Source organism: Belnapia sp. AC561, assembly GCF_979252845.1.
The window spans coordinates 16,401-33,621 of sequence record NZ_CEEDBP010000052.1; the positions used below are offsets into that span (position 1 = coordinate 16,401).

A 17,221-nucleotide genomic window follows, 5' to 3' on the forward strand; every position below is an offset into this window, starting at 1 on the left:
AATCGAGAGGACACCGCATGCGCCTGCTGATACTCGCCTTGGCCGGCCTGGTTTTCGCGACGGCGCCCATGGTGGCGGCCGAGGCGGCGGAAAGGCCGGGGGGCAGGCAGCAGCGGGTGCAGGCGCGGGTCCAGCCGGTCAGTCATGCGATGCCGGCCCGGTCCGCCATGCGTCCGGTGGCCAGCCGCCGGTTTGCCAGCCACCGGTTTGCCAACCGCCAGGCCGCGATGCGCGGGCGCCAGGTGGCGGTGCAGCGGTCCGCCCCGATGCGGGGACAGCTCGTGGTGATGCGGGACCAGCGGGCGGCCTCCGCCGCGGCCGGGACATGCACCGCACGCCGGGGGGGGCAATGCCGCAGCCCGCGGATGAACTGGACCCAGGGCCTGTCGCCGGCGGCCGGGATCCAGGCCAATGAATGCCCGGACGGCACCATGGCCACCCTGGCGCGGGGGCATGAAGACATCACCCGCTGCATGCCCATTTGATCCCGTAAGGGCCCGCCTTGCCGCCCCCGGCGGGCGGGAGTAGGAAGCCGGCGCTGTTTTTGCTCGGGGCGGCCCGTCCGCCCTGGCATTTCCTGCCATCTGGCTTCTAAGGACACGTCATGGCCCGCAAGAAGATCGCGCTGATCGGCGCCGGCAATATCGGCGGCACCCTCGCCCACCTGATCGGCCTCAAGCAGCTGGGCGACGTCGTCATGTTCGACGTATTCCCCGGCGTCGCCGCCGGCAAGGCGCTCGACATCATGCAGTCCGGCCCGGTCGATGGGTTCGACAGCAACATGGTTGGCACCGGCGACTATGCCGCCATCGCCGGGGCCGATGTCATCATCGTCACCGCCGGCTTCCCGCGCATGCCGGGGATGAGCCGCGACGACCTGCTGACCAAGAATGCCGGCGTGATGGGCCAGGTGGCCGAGGGCATCAAGACCCATGCCCCGGGCGCCTTCGTGATCTGCATCACCAATCCGCTCGACGTCATGGTCTGGGCGCTGCAGCAGAAGTCGGGCCTGCCCTCCAACATGGTCGTCGGCATGGCCGGCGTGCTGGACAGCAGCCGCTTCCGCCTGTTCCTGGCGCAGGAGTTCAACGTCTCGGTCGAGGACGTGACCGCCTTCGTGCTCGGCGGCCACGGCGACACCATGGTGCCGCTGACCCGCTATTCCACCGTGGCCGGCATCCCGGTGCCCGACCTGATCAAGATGGGCTGGACCACGCAGGAGAAGATCGACTCGATCGTCGCCCGCACCGCCAATGGCGGCGGCGAGATCGTGAAGCTGCTCGAGCGCGGCTCCGCCTTCTATGCCCCGGCCGCTTCCGCCATCGCCATGGCCGAGGCCTATCTGCTGGACAAGAAGCGGGTCCTGCCGGCGGCCGTCATGCTGAACGGCGAGTATGGGCTGAGCGACTTCTATGTCGGCGTGCCGGTGGTGATCGGTGCCGGCGGCGCCGAGCGGATCGTCGAGGTCCAGTTCACGCCGGAAGAGAAGAAGGCCTTCGATGCGTCCTGCGACGCGGTGAAGAAGCTGATCGAGGACTTCAAGAAGCTCGGCGTCTGATCCAGACGCCACTTGGCCCCACTCGCTTGCAAGGGATGACCGAATGAACATCCATGAATACCAGGCGAAGGAGCTGCTGGGGCGCTACGGCGTCGCAGTGCTCCAGGGCCATGTGGCCTGGACCGCCGAGGAAGCCGCCGCGGCCGCCGCGAAGCTGCCCGGCCCGGTCTATGTGGTGAAGTCCCAGATCCATGCCGGTGGGCGTGGCGCCGGGCGCTTCAAGGAAGACCCGAACGGCAAGGGCGGTGTTCGCGTCGTCAAGTCGGTCGAGGACGTGAAGGCCGCGGCCGAGGCGATGATCGGCAAGACCCTGGTCACCAAGCAGACCGGCGATTCCGGCAAGCTGGTCTCCCGCGTCTACGTCGAGGACGGCTGCGACATCAAGCGCGAGCTCTACCTCGGCCTGCTGGTGGACCGCGACAGCTCGCGCGTCACCGTCATGGCCTCGACCGAGGGCGGCATGGAGATCGAGGAGGTGGCCGAGCACCACCCCGAGAAGATCCTGAAGGTCGCGGTCGACCCGGCCTCCGGCATCTCCGCCTTCCATGCGCGCAAGCTGGCCTTCGGCCTCGGGCTGACCGGCAAGCAGGTCGGCAGCTTCACCAAATTCGTGCTGTCGCTCTACGGCGCCTTCCAGGAGCTGGACTGCGCCATCGTCGAGATCAACCCGCTGGTCGTCACCGGCGCCGGCGACATCGTGGCGCTGGATGCCAAGGTCTCCTTCGACGACAACGCGCTGTTCCGCCACAAGGACCTCGAGGGTCTCCGCGACGACAGCGAGATGGACCCGAAGGAGCTGGACGCGGTCAAGAACGACCTGAACTACGTCGCGCTCGACGGCGAGATCGGCTGCATGGTGAACGGCGCCGGGCTGGCGATGGCCACCATGGACATCATCAAGCTGTATGGGTCGAGCCCGGCCAACTTCCTCGACGTCGGCGGCACCGCCAATGCGGCGCGGGTGACCGAGGCCTTCCGGATCATCACCTCCGACGTCAACGTCAAGGCGATCCTGGTCAACATCTTCGGCGGCATCGCCAAGTGCGACATGATCGCCAACGGCATCGTCGAGGCCTCGAAGAACCTGAAGCTCTCGGTGCCGCTGGTCGTGCGGCTCGAGGGCACCAATGTCGAGCTGGGCAAGAAGATCCTGGCCGAGAGCGGCCTGGCCATCATTCCGGCCGAGAACCTGGCGGACGCTGCGCAAAAGGTTGTCGCAGCGGTTAAGGGGGCCTGAGCCATGGCGATCCTGATCGACGAAAACACCAAGGTCATGACCCAGGGCTTCACCGGCGCCCAGGGCACCTTCCATGCCGAGCAGGGCATTGCCTATGGCTCGAAGTACGTCGGCGGCGTGACGCCGGGCAAGGGCGGCTCCACCCACATCGGCCTGCCGGTCTTCGATACGGTGGCCGATTGCGTCGCCGCCACCGGCGCCAATGCCAGCGTCATCTACGTGCCGCCGCCGTTTGCCGCCGATGCCATCCTCGAGGCGATCGACGCCGAGCTGCCGCTGATCATCTGCATCACCGAGGGCATCCCGGTGCTCGACATGGTGCGGGTGAAGCGGGCGCTGTCCGGCTCGAAGTCGCGCCTCATCGGCCCGAACTGCCCCGGTGTCATCACCCCGGATGCCTGCAAGATCGGCATCATGCCGGGCCATATCCACCGCCGCGGCTCTGTCGGCATCGTGTCCCGCTCGGGCACCCTGACCTATGAGGCAGTGGCGCAGACCACGGCGGCCGGCCTCGGCCAGTCCACCTGCGTCGGCATCGGCGGCGATCCGGTGAAGGGCACCGACTTCATCGAGGTGCTGGAGCTCTTCCTGGCCGACCCCGAGACCAAGTCGATCGTCATGATCGGCGAGATCGGCGGCCAGTCCGAGATCCAGGCGGCGGAGTTCCTGGGCCGCGAGAATCGGCCGGGCGGCGCCAACTACAAGCCGGTCGTCGGCTTCATCGCCGGGGCCACCGCCCCGCCGGGCCGCCGCATGGGCCATGCCGGCGCGGTCATCTCCGGCGGCAAGGACACCGCGGAGGCGAAGTTCGAGGCGATGCGCGCGGCCGGCATCCACGTGGCCGACAGCCCGGCGGCGCTGGGCTCGACCATGGTGAAGGCGCTCAAGGGCTAGGCACGGTTTGCCTTGAAAAGCGGCGGGGCGACCGGCATATGGCGCGGGTCTGCCCTGCATGATGCGGCATGCCCCTGCCGCAGTGCCGCCATGGACCTTATGTTAACCATCGCCGCGTCCAATATGGATGCGGCGGTCTGCCGCATGCGCTGACAGTGACCGCCGGCTCCCTTGGCCGGCACGGAGAGACAGATGGCCGGAGTGGATATCCTCGCGACTGCGATGACGGGCGCCAATGCCGCCTTCCTCGCCGATCTCTACGCCCGCTGGGCGGAAAAGCCGGATAGCGTCGATCCATCCTTCGCCGAACTCTTCGCCCTGCTGGACGACGACGCCAAGGCGGTGCTGACCGATGCGGTCGGTGCCTCCTGGGCGCCGCGGCCGCGCGGCGGCTTCGCGCCGGAGCCCGAGGCGCCGCCGGCGGCCAAGGGCAAGCCGGGCGCTGCCCCGGCCGCCGCGCCCGCGCCCGCCGCGATCGATCCCGAGACGATCCGCCGCGCCCAGCTCGATTCGATCCGCGCGCTGATGCTGATCCGCAGCTACCGCGTCCGCGGCCACCTGCATGCGCAACTCGACCCGCTCGGCCTGCAGCACCACAAGCCGCACCAGGAGCTGGACCCCGTCTTCTGGGGCTTCACCCCGGCGGACATGGATCGCCCGGTCTTCATCAACGGCGTGCTGGGGCTGGATACGGCGACCCCGCGCCAGATCATGGAGGTCTGCCGCGCGACCTATTGCGGGCCGATCGGCGTCGAGTTCATGCATATCCAGGACCCGGACCAGAAGGCCTGGATCCAGCAGCACATGGAAGGCGCGCCCTGGGCGACCGCCTTCGACAAGGCGGGCAAGCGCCAGATCCTGGAGCAGCTGACCGAGGCCGAGGGCTTCGAGGCCTTCTGCGCCCGCAAGTATGTCTCCACCAAGCGCTTCGGGCTGGAGGGCGGCGAGAGCACCATCCCCTCGATCCAGACCGTGATCGAGAGCGCGGCCAAGGCCGGCGTGAACGAGATCGCCATCGGCATGGCGCATCGCGGCCGGCTGAACGTGCTGGTCAACGTGGTGAAGAAGGCCTTCACCCAGGTCTTCTCCGAGTTCAAGGGCGTCGGCGCCAACCCGGACGACGTCCAGGGCTCGGGCGACGTGAAGTACCACCTGGGCACCAGCACCGACATCGAGGTGGCGGGCCGCCCGGTGCATCTGTCCCTGCAGCCGAACCCCTCGCATCTCGAGGCGGTCGACCCGGTGGTGGTCGGCAAGGTCCGGGCGCGGCAGGACATGGCCGGGGATACCAAGGGCCGGCATTCCGTCATGGCCATCCTGCTGCATGGCGATGCCGCCTTCGCCGGGCAGGGCCTGGTGTACGAGACGATGGCGATGAGCCAGCTCATCGGCTACCGCACCGGCGGCACGGTGCATATCGTCACCAACAACCAGATCGGCTTCACCACGGTGCCGGCGCATGCCTATTCCGGCCTGTACTGCACCGATATCGCCAAGGCGGTGCAGGCGCCGATCTGGCACGTGAACGGGGACAACCCGGAAGCGGTGGTCTTCGTCTCCCGCCTCGCGGCCGAATTCCGCCAGACCTTCTCGACCGACGTGGTGGTGGACATCGTTTGCTACCGCCGGCACGGCCACAACGAGAGCGACGAGCCGGCCTTCACCCAGCCGATCATGTACGGCCGGATCAAGGAGATGAAGACCACCCGGACGCTTTATGCGGACCGGCTGGCGGCGGAAGGCAGCATCCCGGCCGAGGAGTCCAAGGCCATCCTGGATGCCTTCAATGCCCGGCTGGAAGCGGCGCATGAGGCGGCGCAGAATTTCAAGCCGAACAAGGCGGATTGGCTGGAAGGCCATTGGTCCGGCCTGAAGCCGATCGGGATCGATGATTCGGTCGAGCAGCTGCACCCGACCGCGGTGCCGCTCGAGACCCTGCGCGAGGTCGGCGGTGCCCTGGCCCGGGTGCCGGAGGGCTTCGGGGTGAACCCGAAGATCGCCCGGCAGCTCGAGGCCAAGCGCCAGGCGATCGAATCGGGCGAGGGCATCGACTGGGCGACCGGCGAGGCGCTGGGCTTCGGCACCCTGCTGCTGGAAGGCCATCGCGTCCGCCTCTCGGGCGAGGACGTGCAGCGCGGCACCTTCAGCCATCGCCATGCGGTGCTGGTCGACCAGGCGACCCAGGCGGAATACGTGCCGCTCAACAACATCCGTTCGGGCCAGCCACGGTTCGAGGCCTTCAACAGCCTGCTGAGCGAGTTCGGCGTGCTCGGCTACGACTACGGCTATTCCCTGGCCGACCCGCATACGCTGGTGCTGTGGGAGGCGCAGTTCGGCGACTTCGCCAATGGCGCCCAGGTCATCATCGACCAGTTCATCGCCTCGGGCGAGACCAAGTGGCTGCGGATGTCCGGCCTGGTGATGCTGCTGCCGCATGGCTACGAGGGGCAGGGGCCGGAGCATTCCTCGGCCCGGCTGGAGCGCTACCTCCAGCTCTGCGCCGAGCGGAACATGCGGGTCTGCAACCTGACCACGCCGGCCAACTACTTCCACGCGCTCCGCCGCCAGCTGAAGGCGAATTACCGCAAGCCGCTGGTGCTGATGACGCCGAAGTCGCTGCTGCGGCACAAGCTGGCGGTCAGCAGCCTGTCCGACTTCGGCCCGGGCAGCGCCTTCAAGTACGTGATCCCCGAGATCGACGCGATCGCCCCCGAGGAGGAAGTCAAGCGCGTCGTGCTCTGCACCGGCAAGGTCTATTACGACCTGCTGCAGGAACGCCGGGACAAGGGGGTGAAGGACGTGGCCATCATCCGGGTGGAGCAGATCCATCCCTTCCCGCAGACCAGCCTCAGCCGGGCATTGGCCCCCTACCGCAACGCGGAGGTGGTCTGGTGCCAGGAGGAGCCGGAGAACATGGGCGCCTGGACCTTCGTGGACCGGCGGATCGAGAAGGTCCTGAAGACCCTCGACATCAAGGCGAAGCGGCCGGACTACATCGGCCGCGAGGATGCGGCGAGCCCGGCGACGGGTCTCGCCCGGGTTCACCAGCAGCAGCAGGAAGCTCTTGTGCGGGCAGCACTGGGACTTTGATGGCGGGCCGCGCTGGGGCTTTGATGCCCTGGCTTGATTGGCTCCGCCCACGGATGGGAAGGCGATAGAGATGGCGACGGATATTCTGGTACCCACCCTGGGCGAGAGCGTCAGCAGCGCCACCGTAGCCCGCTGGCTGAAGAAGGCCGGCGAGCAGGTGGCGGTGGATGAGCCGCTGGTCGAGCTCGAGACCGACAAGGTGACGGTGGAGGTTCCCTCCCCGACCGCCGGGGTCATCGAATCGATCGCCGCCGACGAAGGCGCCGAGGTGGTGCCGGGTGCGGTGCTGGGCGTGATCGGTGCCGCCGGCGCCGGTGCCGCGGCCAAGCCGGCGGTGGCCGCCCCGGCGCCTGCACCCACCCCGGCGCCCGCCGCCGCGGCGCAGCCGAAGGTGGAGGAGCCGCGGGTGCCCGCCGGCCCCGTCGCCGTGCCCGGCACTCCGCATGCGCCGCTGCCCGCCGCGGCCAAGATGATGGCGGAGAACAAGGTCAGCGCCGAGCAGGTCGGCGCCGGCACCGCCAAGGACGGCCGGATCAGCAAGGGCGACGTGCTGGACTTCCTGTCCCGCCCCGCCGCGGCCCCGGCTGCCGCCCCCGCCGCCAAGGCGCCCCGCCCGGCCGATGCCGGCGAGGAGCGGGTGAAGATGACCCGCCTGCGCATCACCATCGCCCGCCGGCTGAAGGAGGCGCAGAACACCGCCGCCATGCTGACCACCTTCAACGAGGTGGACATGGGCGCGGCGATGGCGCTGCGGACCGAGTACCGCGACGTCTTCGAGAAGAAGCACGGCGTGAAGCTCGGCTTCATGTCCTTCTTCGTGAAGGCCTGCGTCGCCGCGCTGAAGGAAGTCCCGGCGGTCAATGCCGAGATCGACGGCGACGAGGTGGTCTACAAGCACTTCGTCCACATGGGCATCGCGGTCGGCGGCCCGAACGGGCTGGTCGTGCCGGTGCTGCGCAATGCCGACGACATGGGCTTCGCCACCATCGAGAAGACCATCGGCGCCTTCGGCAAGCGGGTCCGCGACGGCCAGCTCAAGCTCGAGGAGATGACCGGCGGCAGCTTCACCATCACCAACGGCGGCATCTACGGCAGCCTGATGAGCACCCCGATCCTGAATCCGCCGCAGTCCGGCATCCTGGGCATGCACAAGATCCAGGAGCGGCCGATGGTGGTCGGCGGCAAGATCGAGATCCGGCCGATGATGTACCTGGCGCTGAGCTACGACCACCGGATCGTGGACGGCAAGGAAGCCGTCAGCTTTCTGGTCCGGGTGAAGGAAAGCATCGAGGATCCGCGCCGGCTGATGCTCGACATCTGAGCATCACCCGAGGGTATTGAGGGGCCGGTCGCGGCCGGCCCCCGCTTCCCCCGCGCATCGCGCCGGGCATTCTGCTAGACTTCTGCAACCGGGCCGGCCCCTTGCCGGACCTTCGGTGCGCGCCCTCGCGTGGCGCCGCAACCCATGCCTGGAGAGTACGATGCGTTCCTTCGATGGCCAATTCTCCGACAACCGACCGCTGAAGCGGACGCGGGAGGAGAAGATGCGCCAGTTGGCTGAGCTGAAGGAAACCTGGCATTCGATGAAGCCGCATACCTCGCCGGAGCTGCGGACCTCGATCGCCGCCAAGATCAAGGAGCTGATGGCGGAGCTGGCCGCCCCGCCGCCGCCGCCGCGGGAGCGCCGGGGGCCGCCGCACCAGGAACAGTTCGGCACCGGCCCGCGGGTGCCGCGCCGGCCGCGCCCGCCGCGGGACATCTGAGGCTTCGGCGCCGGCGTGGGGCTTCTCCCGCGTCGGCCCTGGCGCGACCCCTGGCCGGGTGCCATCCTGGGTACTTCCCTTGCGTGATTTGCAAATGCCAAGCGTTCGCATCTACAAGGGGGCAACCGGACTGGGTCCCGCATGTCCATCACCGTCGACGCCGCTGACGCCGCCTTCCCACCGGTCTCGCCGAGCCTCCCGGGGCTCGCCCTCGGCGCCGCGCCGCAGGGTTTCCGCGGCCGTATCCGCGGCCTGCGGGCCGAGGCGTCCGGCGGGTTGCCGGCGGAGGAGATCGAGCGGCGCCTGCTGGAACTCGGCTTTGTCGAGGGCGCGCGGGTCGAGATCCTGCACCAGGGCCTGTTCGGCCGCGATCCGATCGCGGTGCGGGTGGACAATGCGACCATCGCGCTCCGCCGGCGCGAGGCCCTGGCCATCCTGGTGGAGCCGCTCGGGTAGCCCGCGATGAATGTCCTGGCCCAGGCCCAGCGGGAGACCCAGCGCGACCTGCGGGTCGCCCTGGTGGGCAACCCGAATTGCGGCAAGACCGCGCTGTTCAATGCCCTGACCGGCAGCCACCAGCGCGTGGCCAATTACCCCGGCGTGACGGTGGAACGGAAGGAAGGCAGCTTCGCCACCCCGGCCGGCCGCCGGGTGCTGCTGCTCGACCTGCCCGGCACCTATTCCCTCCGCGCCCGCAGCCCGGACGAGCAGGTGACGCGCGACGTGGTGCTGGGCAGCCAGGCCGGGGTGGCGGTGCCGGACCTCATGGTCTGCGTCGCCGATGCGACCAACCTGCGGCTCGGCCTGCGGCTGGTGCTGGAGCTCAAGCAGACCGGCCGGCCGATCCTGCTGGTGCTCAACATGTTCGACATCGCCCGGCACCGGGGCCTCGAGATCGATACCGACCGGCTGGCGGCCGAGCTGGGCCTGCCGGTCGTCACCGCCGTCGCGGTGCGGCGGGGCGGCACGGCGGCGCTGCTGGAGGCGATCGACCGCCGGGGCGAGATGCCGGAGGCGCCGCTGGCCTCCTGGTCGGCGCCGGATGCCGCCGGCATCCGCCGGCTGCAGAAGGAGGCCGACCGCATCCTGGCCGCCGCGGTGCATGCGCCGGACCGGCGGGATGCGCTCACCCGGCGGCTGGATGCGGTGCTGCTGCATCCGGTGGCCGGCTTGGCGATCCTGCTGGTCGTGCTCTTCCTGATGTTCCAGGCGGTGTTTGCCTGGGCGGAAGCGCCGATGGAGCTGATCGACGGCGGCTTCCAGGCGCTGGGCGCCGCCGTCGGCGGGCTGCTACCGGCGGATGGGCCGCTCGGCCTGGTGCGGAGCTTCGTGCAGGACGGGCTGATCGCCGGCGTCGGCAGCGTGCTGGTCTTCCTGCCGCAGATCCTGATCCTGTTCCTCTTCATCCTCCTGCTGGAGGATTTCGGCTACATGGCCCGGGCCGCCTTCCTGATGGACCGGATCATGGGCGGCGCGGGCCTGCATGGCCGGGCCTTCATCCCGCTGCTGTCCTCCTTCGCCTGCGCCATCCCGGGGATCATGGCGACGCGGGTGATCGACAGCCGGCGGGACCGGCTGGCGACGATCCTGGTGGCGCCGCTGATGACCTGCTCGGCCCGCATCCCGGTCTATACGCTGATCATCGGCGCCTTCATCGAGGATCGCCCGGTCTGGGGCTGGGTCGGGCTGCAGGGGCTGGTCATGTTCGGGCTCTATGCCGCGGGCATCGCCAGCGCGCTGATCATGTCCTTCGTCTTCAAGCGGCTGCTCTGGCGCGGGACGCCGAGCGAGCCCTTCATGCTGGAGCTGCCGGACTACAAGCTGCCGCGCTGGCGCGACGTGCTGCTGGCGCTGTGGCAGCGGGCCCAGGCCTTCCTGCGCCGGGCGGGGACCATCATCCTCTCGATGATGGTGGTGATCTGGTTCCTCTCCTCCGTCCCGCGACCGCCGGAGGGCGCCGACCGGCCGGCAATCGAGTACAGCCTCGCCTATGGCATCGGCCATGCGGTGGAGCCGATCCTGCGGCCGATCGGCTTCAATTGGCAGATCGGCGTGGCGCTGATCCCCGGCATGGCGGCGCGGGAAGTGGCGGTCGCCTCGCTTGGCACCGTCTATGCCGTGCAGGACGCCGAGGAGGATGCGACCCAGCTCGGCCAGGCCCTGGCCAGCAAGTGGAGCTTGGCGACGGCGCTGGCCTTCCTCGCATGGTACATCTTCGCCCCGCAATGCGTGGCGACGCTCAGCGTGATCCGGCGGGAGACCGGCAGCCGCGGCTGGATGTGGTTCAGCTTCGGCTACATGCTGGCCCTGGCCTATGCGGCGGCCTTCGTCACCTTCCAGACCGCGCGGGCGCTGGGCGCCGGCTAGGCCCGTTCAGGTCCCTGGCGGATCGCCTCGTAGCCCGCCTTCACCAGCGCCGGCCCATGCACCCGCTCCAGCCGGCGGATGGTGAAATGGGCGCGGGCGATGCCCGAGAAATGCTCGAGGAAGGCGATGTTCACCGCCGCGCCGCCGGCCGCGCCGACCACCGGCGCCGCCTGGGCGGAGAGCTTCAGCGCCACCGGGCCGCCGAAGCGGGCGGCGATGGTGCCGATGAAGCCGGGCAGCATGGCGCCCAGCCCGCGGCCGACCGCGCCCTTCAAGGCCTCGGTCAGGGCGATGCGCAGCACGAAATAGCCGCTCTCGGTGTCCTCGGCCGCGGGGTCGCGGCCGCCGAGGGCGAAGACCTTCAGGCATTCCGCCTGGACCAGCGGATCGGCCAGGTCCTCGCCTTCCTCGGCGGCGATGGCGGCGATGCGGCGCAGCAGCAGGGTGGTCGAGACCGGCAGCTCCACCAGGGTCCCCGGCAGGCCGAAGGCGCCGCCCGCGGCGCCCGAGGCGGCCAGCAGCCCGCGATGCAGCCAGCTTCCCGAGAGCGGGGTCGGGTTGCGGGAGGGGTCGCTGCGCATCGCCGCTTCCATCGCGGCTTCCAGGGCGCGGCGGACCGCGCCGTCGATCATCCGCTGCGCGGCATCGGGCAGGCGGCGCTTCAGCGCCTCGACCGAGCCGCCGACCAGGGCGGCGAGGCGCACCGGCAGCGAGGTGCCTTCGAGGATGGCGACGGCCTCGGCCAGCGCCGTCTGGTCGTCGCTGCGGAGGCCGGCCAGGGCGGGCAGGGTTCCGGGCAGGGTTGCGGACAGGGCTTCGGGGGAATCTGGGCTCATGCCAGCAACAACCTCCGGGGTGGCGCCGGGTTCGGCACGGCGGCAGGATGGACGCGAATTGAAGGAGCCGCCCGATGGATGGCAGCCTCGCGCCCCAGATCATCCGCACCGCCTGCCCGCATGACTGCCCGAGCGCCTGCGTGCTGGAGGTGGAGCGGCTGTCGCCGACGCGGATCGGCCGGGTGCGCGGCTCGGCCGCCTATGACTACACGGCGGGCACCTGCTGCGCCAAGGTCGCCCGCTATGCCGAGCGGGTGCATCACCCGGAGCGGCTGACCCAGCCCCTGCAGCGGGTGGGGCCGAAGGGCTCCGGCCAATTCGCGCCGATCGGCTGGGACGAAGCGCTGGACCGGATCGCCGAGGCCTTCGAGGCGGCCACGGCGGCGCATGGGCCGGAGGCGGTCTGGCCCTACCACAGCGGCGGGACGCTCGGGGTGCTGGCGCGCTGGGGGCTCGACCGGCTGCGGCATGTGATGGGCTATTCGCGGCAGAAGTCGACCATCTGCATCACCCCGGCCGAGATGGGCTGGAAGGCCGGGCATGGCGCGGCCCGCGGCGCCGATCCGCGCGGGGTGGCGGAAGCGGACCTCATCCTGATGTGGGGCGGCAACCCGGTCTCCACCCAGGTTAACCTGATGGCGCATATCCAGCGGGCGCGGAAGCGGCGCGGGGCCAAGCTGGTGGTGGTGGATGCCTATCGGTCGCCGAGCATCGAGGCGGCGGATATCGGCATCATCCTGCGGCCGGGCACCGATGCGGCACTGGCCCTGGCGATGATGGCGGTGGCGCTGGAGGAGGGTGCGGCGGACCGCGACTTCCTCGCCGCGCATACCGACTGGGATGCGGCGGTGGAGGCGCACATCCGGAGCCATTCCCCGGCCTGGGCGGCCGAGGTCACCGGCGTGCCGGAGGCGGATATCCGCGCCCTGGCGAAGCTCTATGCCGGGACGAAGCGCTGCTTCCTCCGGGCCGGCGTCGGCTTCACCCGGGCGCGGAACGGCGCGGCGACGATGCATGCGGTGAGCTGCCTGGCGGCGCTGACCGGGACCTGGATGCACGAGGGCGGCGGCGGCTTCTTCTACGCGCTGGACGGCTGGGGCCTCGATACCCGCCTCGCCTGGGCCAACGACCTGATCGACCCGAGGACCCGGGTGCTGGACCAGTCCCGCATCGGCGCCGTCCTGAACGGGGAGGCGCTGGCCGGCGGCCCGCCGGTGACGGCCATGCTGATCCAGAACGCCAATAGCGCCGAGGTGGCGCCCGACAGCCACGCGGTGCGGCGCGGGCTGCTGCGGGAGGACCTGTTCGTCGCGGTGCATGAGCATTTCATGACCCCGACCGCGGCGCTGGCCGATATCGTCCTGCCGGCGACGACCTTCCTGGAGCACGACGACCTCTACCTGGGCCTCGGCCACACCGCGATGACGGTGGGGCCGCGGGTGATCGCGCCGGTGGGCGAGGCGCGCAGCAACCATGCCGTGGTCTGCGCCCTGGCCGAGCGGCTGGGGGCCGCGCACCCGGGCTTCGGCATGACCGAGGCGGAGGTGCTGGACGCGACGCTGCAGGCCTCCGGCAAGGGGAGCTGGGCGGAGGCCACGGACAAGGGCTTCATCCCGGCGGCGAACGAGATCACGGTGGGCGAGGGTTTCGCCGGCTTCCCGCATCCCGGTGGGCGGTTCCGCTTCAGGCCGGACTGGGCGGCGCTCGGCCCCTATGCCGCGGGGATGCCGGGGCTGCCGAGCTACTGGCTCAACCTGGAGAAAGCCGTCGAGGCGACGCCCTTCCGGCTGATCACCCCGCCGGCGCGGAGCTTCCTCAATACCAGCTTCACCGAGACGCCGGGGTCCCGCACGCGGGAAGGCGGCCCGGCGCTGCGGCTGCACCCCGAGGACGCGGACCGGCTCGGCATCGCCGATGGGGCCATGGTGCGGATCGGCAATGCGCGGGGCGCGCTGACCCTGCGGGCGATGCGCTTCGACGGGCTGCTGACCGGGGTGCTGGCGGTGGAGGGGATCTCGCCGAGCGCCGATTTCCCCGAGGGCATCGGCATCAATTCCCTGGTCGGCGCCGATCCGGTGGCGCCGGCCGGCGGCGTCGCCTTCCATGACATCGCGGTCTGGCTAAGGCTGGCCTGACCCTGGGCCTGACCCCGCCACGACGACGATCCCGGCCGAGGTCACCGGGAAGCCACGCACCGACAGCCGGAGGTGCGGCGGGAAGATCGCGCCGAGGGGGCTCTCCTCGTGCTCCTGCGGCGGCAGGTCCACGAAGCGGTCCAGCATGCCGAGGCCGTGGCCGTCGTCGAGCGGCAGCATCCGGTGGCCGGCGGCGGCGAGGCGTTCGCCCAGCGCCTCCAGGTGCCGGCGCTGGTACAGCACGGTGCTGCCGCGGCGGAGGGTGCCGCCGGCGCCATCGAGGTTGAACTCGGTGGTATGGACGGCGATGCCGCCGGGCTTCAGGCAGCGCATCGCCGCCATGACGAAATCCAGGCCGCGGTCGAGGCTGCCGAGGTGTTCCATGGCGCAGGCCGACCAGACCAGGTCGAAGCCACCCTGCTGCAGCTCGGGCGGCAGCCGGGCCATGTCGGCGTGGCGGAAGCTGACCAAGCTGTCGAAGGCGGCGCGGTCGAGCAGGGCGGGGCGATACAGCCCCTCCGTCGCGGTGCCATGCTGGCCGGTCTCGATCCAGTCCCGGGCGCGGCTGTCGCCGGCATCGAGGTCGGTCGCCAGGACGCCGACGCCGTGGGAGGCGAGGATCGCCGGCAGCGACTCCCGCCCCACCGCGAAGCCGAGGGCGCGGCGGCCGGGGGCCAGCATCCCGGCCTCCCACAGCGCCTGGAGGATGAAGCAATCCTCCCATAGCTTCCGGTGATAGACCGGCGGCGTGCCGAGTAGGCGGGACCAGTGGCGCAGCCAGTCGTGCTCGATATCGGATTGCCGGCAGGTGCGGCTGCCGACGCCGAGATGGGTCGGGCCCTCGGGCACCGGCGCGGCGGGGCCGGCGAGGCCGCTGGCGTAGAAGCGCTGGGCCATCTCGGCGCCCAGCACCTTTACCGTCCAGCGCAGCATCGCCGCCTCTCGCTCGCTCGGCAGGCGGGTATCGCCGATCAGCGGCAGGCGGGGGTGCCGCCGCCGCCAGCGGGCGAGCCGGCGCAGGAGGTTGAAGGGCATGCGGCGGCGCTGTGCCGCCCGCTCTCAGCTATCCAGCCGGATGCCCAGCTCGCGGATCAGCGGCCGCCATTCGGCATTCTCGCGCTTCACGAAATCCTGGAATTCGGTCGGGCTCCAGGGCGCGCTCTCGATGCCGAGGTCGCGGTAGCGGGCCTGGACGTCCTCGGCGGCGACGCCGGCCTTCAGCCCCTCGGCCAGCCGCGCCACGATCGGGGCGGGGACGGCGGCGGCAACGCTCATGCCCTGCCAGCCATAGGCGATGGCATTGGCGAAGCCGAGCTCCCGCAGGGTGGGCACGTCCGGGGCGCGCGGGGCGCGGGCCTCGGAGAAGACACACAGGGCCTTGGCCCGGCCGGTGGTGATGAAGGGGATGCCGGTGGCGCAATCGATGACGACGGCATCGACGTTGCCGGCGAGCAGGTCCTGCATCGCCGCGGGGCCGCCGCGATAGGGGACATGAGTCGCCTCCAGCCCCGTGCGGCGCTTGACCATCTCCATCGCCAGGTGATGCGGCGAGGCGACCGCGGGCGTGCCGTAGTTCGGCGCCTGGGTCTTCGACCGCGCGACGAAGTCGGCGAAGTCGGTCACCGGGCTGTCGGGGCGGACCACGATGAACAGCGGGAAGCGGCCGATGAAGCCGACGCCCTGGAAGTCCCGGTCCGGGTCATAGGGCAGCCGGCTGTAGAGCACCGGGTTGTAGGTGAGGATGCCGTTGTCGACATGCATCAGCGTATAGCCATCGGCCGGGGCGCGGACCACGGCTTCGCTGGCGACGACGGCGCCGCCGCCGGGGCGGTTCTCCACCACCATGGCCTGGCCGAGCTTCGCGCCGATATGGGTGCCGATCAGCCGGGCGAAGACGTCGCTGGCGCCGCCCGGCGGATAGCCGACGATCCAGCGCAGCGGGCGGTCCGGGAAGCCCTGCGCCCGTGCCGCGCCGGCCAGCGTGGCGGCCCCGAATCCCGCCAGAATTTCCCGTCGTCCGAGCATCACCGTCGCCCCAATCTGCTGCATGGCATCTAGCGGCAAACGCGGTGGCTCGTCACGACCCTGCGCGCAGGACCAGCGATTGCAGCAGCAGGATCCAGCAAGGCAGGGTGAGGACGGAGAGCAGGTGCTCCAGGCTGGTCAGCGCCGCCATCAGCGGGGCATCGCCGCCCATGGCGCGGGCCATGACGTAGCTGGTTGTCGCGGTCGGCAGCGCCATGAAGATGACGGCGGCGGCCAGCGGCAGCGGGTCCAGCCCGAACCAGCGGCCGAGCCAGAGCGCGAGGAAGGGCATCAGCAGCAGCTTGATGGCGCTGGTCGCCAGTTGCAGCGGCAGCCGGCCGCCGAGCGCGCCGAGCGACAGCGCCGCGCCGACGCAGAGCAGGCCGAGCGCGACCGAGGCCTGGCCGAGGGAGAGCAGCAGCGGCTTCGCCCCCGGCGGCAGCCCGCCGAGCAGCGCCACGGCGAAACCGGCGAGGCAGGCCAGCAGCAGCGGGTTCAGCAGCAGCTGCCGCAGCACGCGGCGCGGCGAGAACCGGGCGCCGCCGGCGGTGGGGCCGAGCGCGAAGACCAGGGTCGTCAGCGTCTGCACGAAGGGCACGATGAGCCCGGTGGCGACCGCGCCCAGCGCCGTGCCGCCAGCGCCGAAGACCCCGCCGATGACGGCGAAGCCCATCAGGTTGTTGAAGCGGATGCCGCCCTGGAAGACCGAGGTGGTGCCCGGGTGGTCCACCCGGAACAGCCGGGCGAGGCCGAGGCTGACCGCCGCGCCGATCAGCAGGGACAGCCAGATCGCCAGGCCCATCCGCCCCAGAGGCAGCGCGGCGAGATCGACCGAGGCGATGGCCGAGACCAGCAGCGCCGGCATCAGCGCCCAGAAGACCAGCCTTTCGATCCCGGCCCAGATCGCATCGGCCGGCAGCAGGTGCCGCTTCAGCAGGGCGCCGAGCAGCAGCAGCCCGAAGGGCGGCACGAAGACATCGAGGAACAGGACCATGCCGGCGGCTCAGGCGCCGCGGTCATGGCGGGGCCGCGGCAAGCTGGCGCGGGCACTGAGGTCCTGCAGGCAGCCCGCCTCGGTCCGCGGCTCGGTGCCATTCGCGCGGGCGCTGGCATGGGCGACGCGCAGCCGGCCGCGATCGGGATAGAGCACCAGGTCCAGGGCGCAGGCGGTGCCGGCATAGAGCCAGACCTCGGCGCCGCCCTCGGCCCGGCGCAACGAGGGCTCGCCCAGCCAGCGGCGCAGCAGCTCCGGGCCGAGGCCGAGCAGCTGGTCGGCGGCGGCGGGGCCGGGGCCAGGGGGGGCGGCGGCCAGGATG

Annotated in this window: 14 protein-coding genes and 1 pseudogene; 10 read left to right on the plus strand and 5 right to left on the minus strand. The window is 70.8% G+C overall.

What is annotated here, in order from left to right:
- The first annotated feature begins 17 nt into the window (after positions 1 to 17).
- The 9 genes from AC0IW9_RS27505 (at position 18) to feoB (ending at position 10,909) form a co-directional block, all read left to right on the plus strand.
- Positions 18 to 485: a hypothetical protein gene (locus tag AC0IW9_RS27505; RefSeq protein ID WP_471651495.1), complete on the plus strand. Its 468-nt coding sequence runs from the start codon at positions 18 to 20 to the stop codon at positions 483 to 485.
- A gap of 119 nt (positions 486 to 604) precedes the next feature.
- Positions 605 to 1,558, plus strand: a complete 954-nt coding sequence (gene mdh / locus AC0IW9_RS27510; protein WP_290318112.1) for a malate dehydrogenase — start codon at positions 605 to 607, stop codon at positions 1,556 to 1,558.
- Positions 1,559 to 1,601: 43 nt separating this feature from the next.
- Positions 1,602 to 2,795, plus strand: coding sequence for an ADP-forming succinate--CoA ligase subunit beta (sucC, locus tag AC0IW9_RS27515; RefSeq protein ID WP_471651496.1), 1,194 nt, complete (start codon positions 1,602 to 1,604; stop codon positions 2,793 to 2,795).
- A 3-nt stretch (positions 2,796 to 2,798) separates the two neighbouring features.
- Entirely contained in the window at positions 2,799 to 3,689 is an 891-nt protein-coding gene (sucD, locus tag AC0IW9_RS27520; protein WP_471651497.1) for a succinate--CoA ligase subunit alpha, read from the plus strand.
- A gap of 192 nt (positions 3,690 to 3,881) precedes the next feature.
- On the plus strand, positions 3,882 to 6,779 hold the full coding sequence (locus AC0IW9_RS27525; protein WP_471651498.1) for a 2-oxoglutarate dehydrogenase E1 component: 2,898 nt from the start codon (positions 3,882 to 3,884) through the stop codon (positions 6,777 to 6,779).
- A gap of 70 nt (positions 6,780 to 6,849) precedes the next feature.
- Positions 6,850 to 8,100, plus strand: a complete 1,251-nt coding sequence (gene odhB, locus AC0IW9_RS27530; RefSeq protein WP_471651499.1) for a 2-oxoglutarate dehydrogenase complex dihydrolipoyllysine-residue succinyltransferase — start codon at positions 6,850 to 6,852, stop codon at positions 8,098 to 8,100.
- Positions 8,101 to 8,260: 160 nt separating this feature from the next.
- Positions 8,261 to 8,542 carry a hypothetical protein gene (locus AC0IW9_RS27535; RefSeq protein ID WP_471651500.1) on the plus strand — a complete coding sequence of 94 codons (282 nt, stop codon included), beginning with the start codon at positions 8,261 to 8,263 and terminating at the stop codon, positions 8,540 to 8,542.
- A 141-nt stretch (positions 8,543 to 8,683) separates the two neighbouring features.
- Positions 8,684 to 8,998: a FeoA family protein gene (locus AC0IW9_RS27540; RefSeq protein ID WP_471651501.1), complete on the plus strand. Its 315-nt coding sequence runs from the start codon at positions 8,684 to 8,686 to the stop codon at positions 8,996 to 8,998.
- Between the two features lie 6 nt (positions 8,999 to 9,004).
- Positions 9,005 to 10,909, plus strand: a complete 1,905-nt coding sequence (gene feoB, locus AC0IW9_RS27545; RefSeq protein ID WP_471651502.1) for a ferrous iron transport protein B — start codon at positions 9,005 to 9,007, stop codon at positions 10,907 to 10,909.
- Here feoB and AC0IW9_RS27550 read toward each other — a convergent pair.
- Positions 10,906 to 11,745: an EcsC family protein gene (locus AC0IW9_RS27550; protein WP_471651503.1), complete on the minus strand. Its 840-nt coding sequence runs from the start codon at positions 11,743 to 11,745 to the stop codon at positions 10,906 to 10,908. The genes feoB and AC0IW9_RS27550 overlap by 4 nt on opposite strands.
- Before the next feature lie 74 nt (positions 11,746 to 11,819).
- Here AC0IW9_RS27550 and AC0IW9_RS27555 point away from each other — a divergent pair, with 74 nt between their 5' ends.
- Positions 11,820 to 13,880 carry a molybdopterin-containing oxidoreductase family protein gene (locus AC0IW9_RS27555; protein ID WP_471651504.1) on the plus strand — a complete coding sequence of 687 codons (2,061 nt, stop codon included), beginning with the start codon at positions 11,820 to 11,822 and terminating at the stop codon, positions 13,878 to 13,880.
- Here the strand turns inward: AC0IW9_RS27555 and AC0IW9_RS27560 are convergent.
- The 4 genes and pseudogenes from AC0IW9_RS27560 to AC0IW9_RS27575 all read right to left on the minus strand — a co-directional run.
- Positions 13,866 to 14,915, minus strand: coding sequence for an SAM-dependent methyltransferase (locus AC0IW9_RS27560; protein ID WP_471651505.1), 1,050 nt, complete (start codon positions 14,913 to 14,915; stop codon positions 13,866 to 13,868). The genes AC0IW9_RS27555 and AC0IW9_RS27560 overlap by 15 nt on opposite strands.
- 24 nt (positions 14,916 to 14,939) lie before the next feature.
- On the minus strand, positions 14,940 to 15,905 hold the full coding sequence (locus AC0IW9_RS27565) for a Bug family tripartite tricarboxylate transporter substrate binding protein (RefSeq protein WP_471651506.1): 966 nt from the start codon (positions 15,903 to 15,905) through the stop codon (positions 14,940 to 14,942).
- Between the two features lie 52 nt (positions 15,906 to 15,957).
- Positions 15,958 to 16,899 carry an AEC family transporter gene (locus tag AC0IW9_RS27570; RefSeq protein ID WP_471651507.1) on the minus strand — a complete coding sequence of 314 codons (942 nt, stop codon included), beginning with the start codon at positions 16,897 to 16,899 and terminating at the stop codon, positions 15,958 to 15,960.
- A gap of 9 nt (positions 16,900 to 16,908) precedes the next feature.
- Positions 16,909 to 17,221 (minus strand): annotated as a pseudogene (locus AC0IW9_RS27575) (hypothetical protein); the annotation flags it as partial.

Coding starts and splice junctions, on each gene's coding strand:
- AC0IW9_RS27505 (WP_471651495.1), top strand. CDS start 18: ATGCGCCTGCTGATACTCGCCTTGGCCGGCCTGGTTTTCGCGACGGCG.
- mdh (WP_290318112.1), top strand. CDS start 605: ATGGCCCGCAAGAAGATCGCGCTGATCGGCGCCGGCAATATCGGCGGC.
- sucC (WP_471651496.1), top strand. CDS start 1,602: ATGAACATCCATGAATACCAGGCGAAGGAGCTGCTGGGGCGCTACGGC.
- sucD (WP_471651497.1), top strand. CDS start 2,799: ATGGCGATCCTGATCGACGAAAACACCAAGGTCATGACCCAGGGCTTC.
- AC0IW9_RS27525 (WP_471651498.1), top strand. CDS start 3,882: ATGGCCGGAGTGGATATCCTCGCGACTGCGATGACGGGCGCCAATGCC.
- odhB (WP_471651499.1), top strand. CDS start 6,850: ATGGCGACGGATATTCTGGTACCCACCCTGGGCGAGAGCGTCAGCAGC.
- AC0IW9_RS27535 (WP_471651500.1), top strand. CDS start 8,261: ATGCGTTCCTTCGATGGCCAATTCTCCGACAACCGACCGCTGAAGCGG.
- AC0IW9_RS27540 (WP_471651501.1), top strand. CDS start 8,684: ATGTCCATCACCGTCGACGCCGCTGACGCCGCCTTCCCACCGGTCTCG.
- feoB (WP_471651502.1), top strand. CDS start 9,005: ATGAATGTCCTGGCCCAGGCCCAGCGGGAGACCCAGCGCGACCTGCGG.
- AC0IW9_RS27550 (WP_471651503.1), bottom strand. CDS start 11,745: ATGAGCCCAGATTCCCCCGAAGCCCTGTCCGCAACCCTGCCCGGAACC.
- AC0IW9_RS27555 (WP_471651504.1), top strand. CDS start 11,820: ATGGATGGCAGCCTCGCGCCCCAGATCATCCGCACCGCCTGCCCGCAT.
- AC0IW9_RS27560 (WP_471651505.1), bottom strand. CDS start 14,915: ATGCCCTTCAACCTCCTGCGCCGGCTCGCCCGCTGGCGGCGGCGGCAC.
- AC0IW9_RS27565 (WP_471651506.1), bottom strand. CDS start 15,905: ATGCTCGGACGACGGGAAATTCTGGCGGGATTCGGGGCCGCCACGCTG.
- AC0IW9_RS27570 (WP_471651507.1), bottom strand. CDS start 16,899: ATGGTCCTGTTCCTCGATGTCTTCGTGCCGCCCTTCGGGCTGCTGCTG.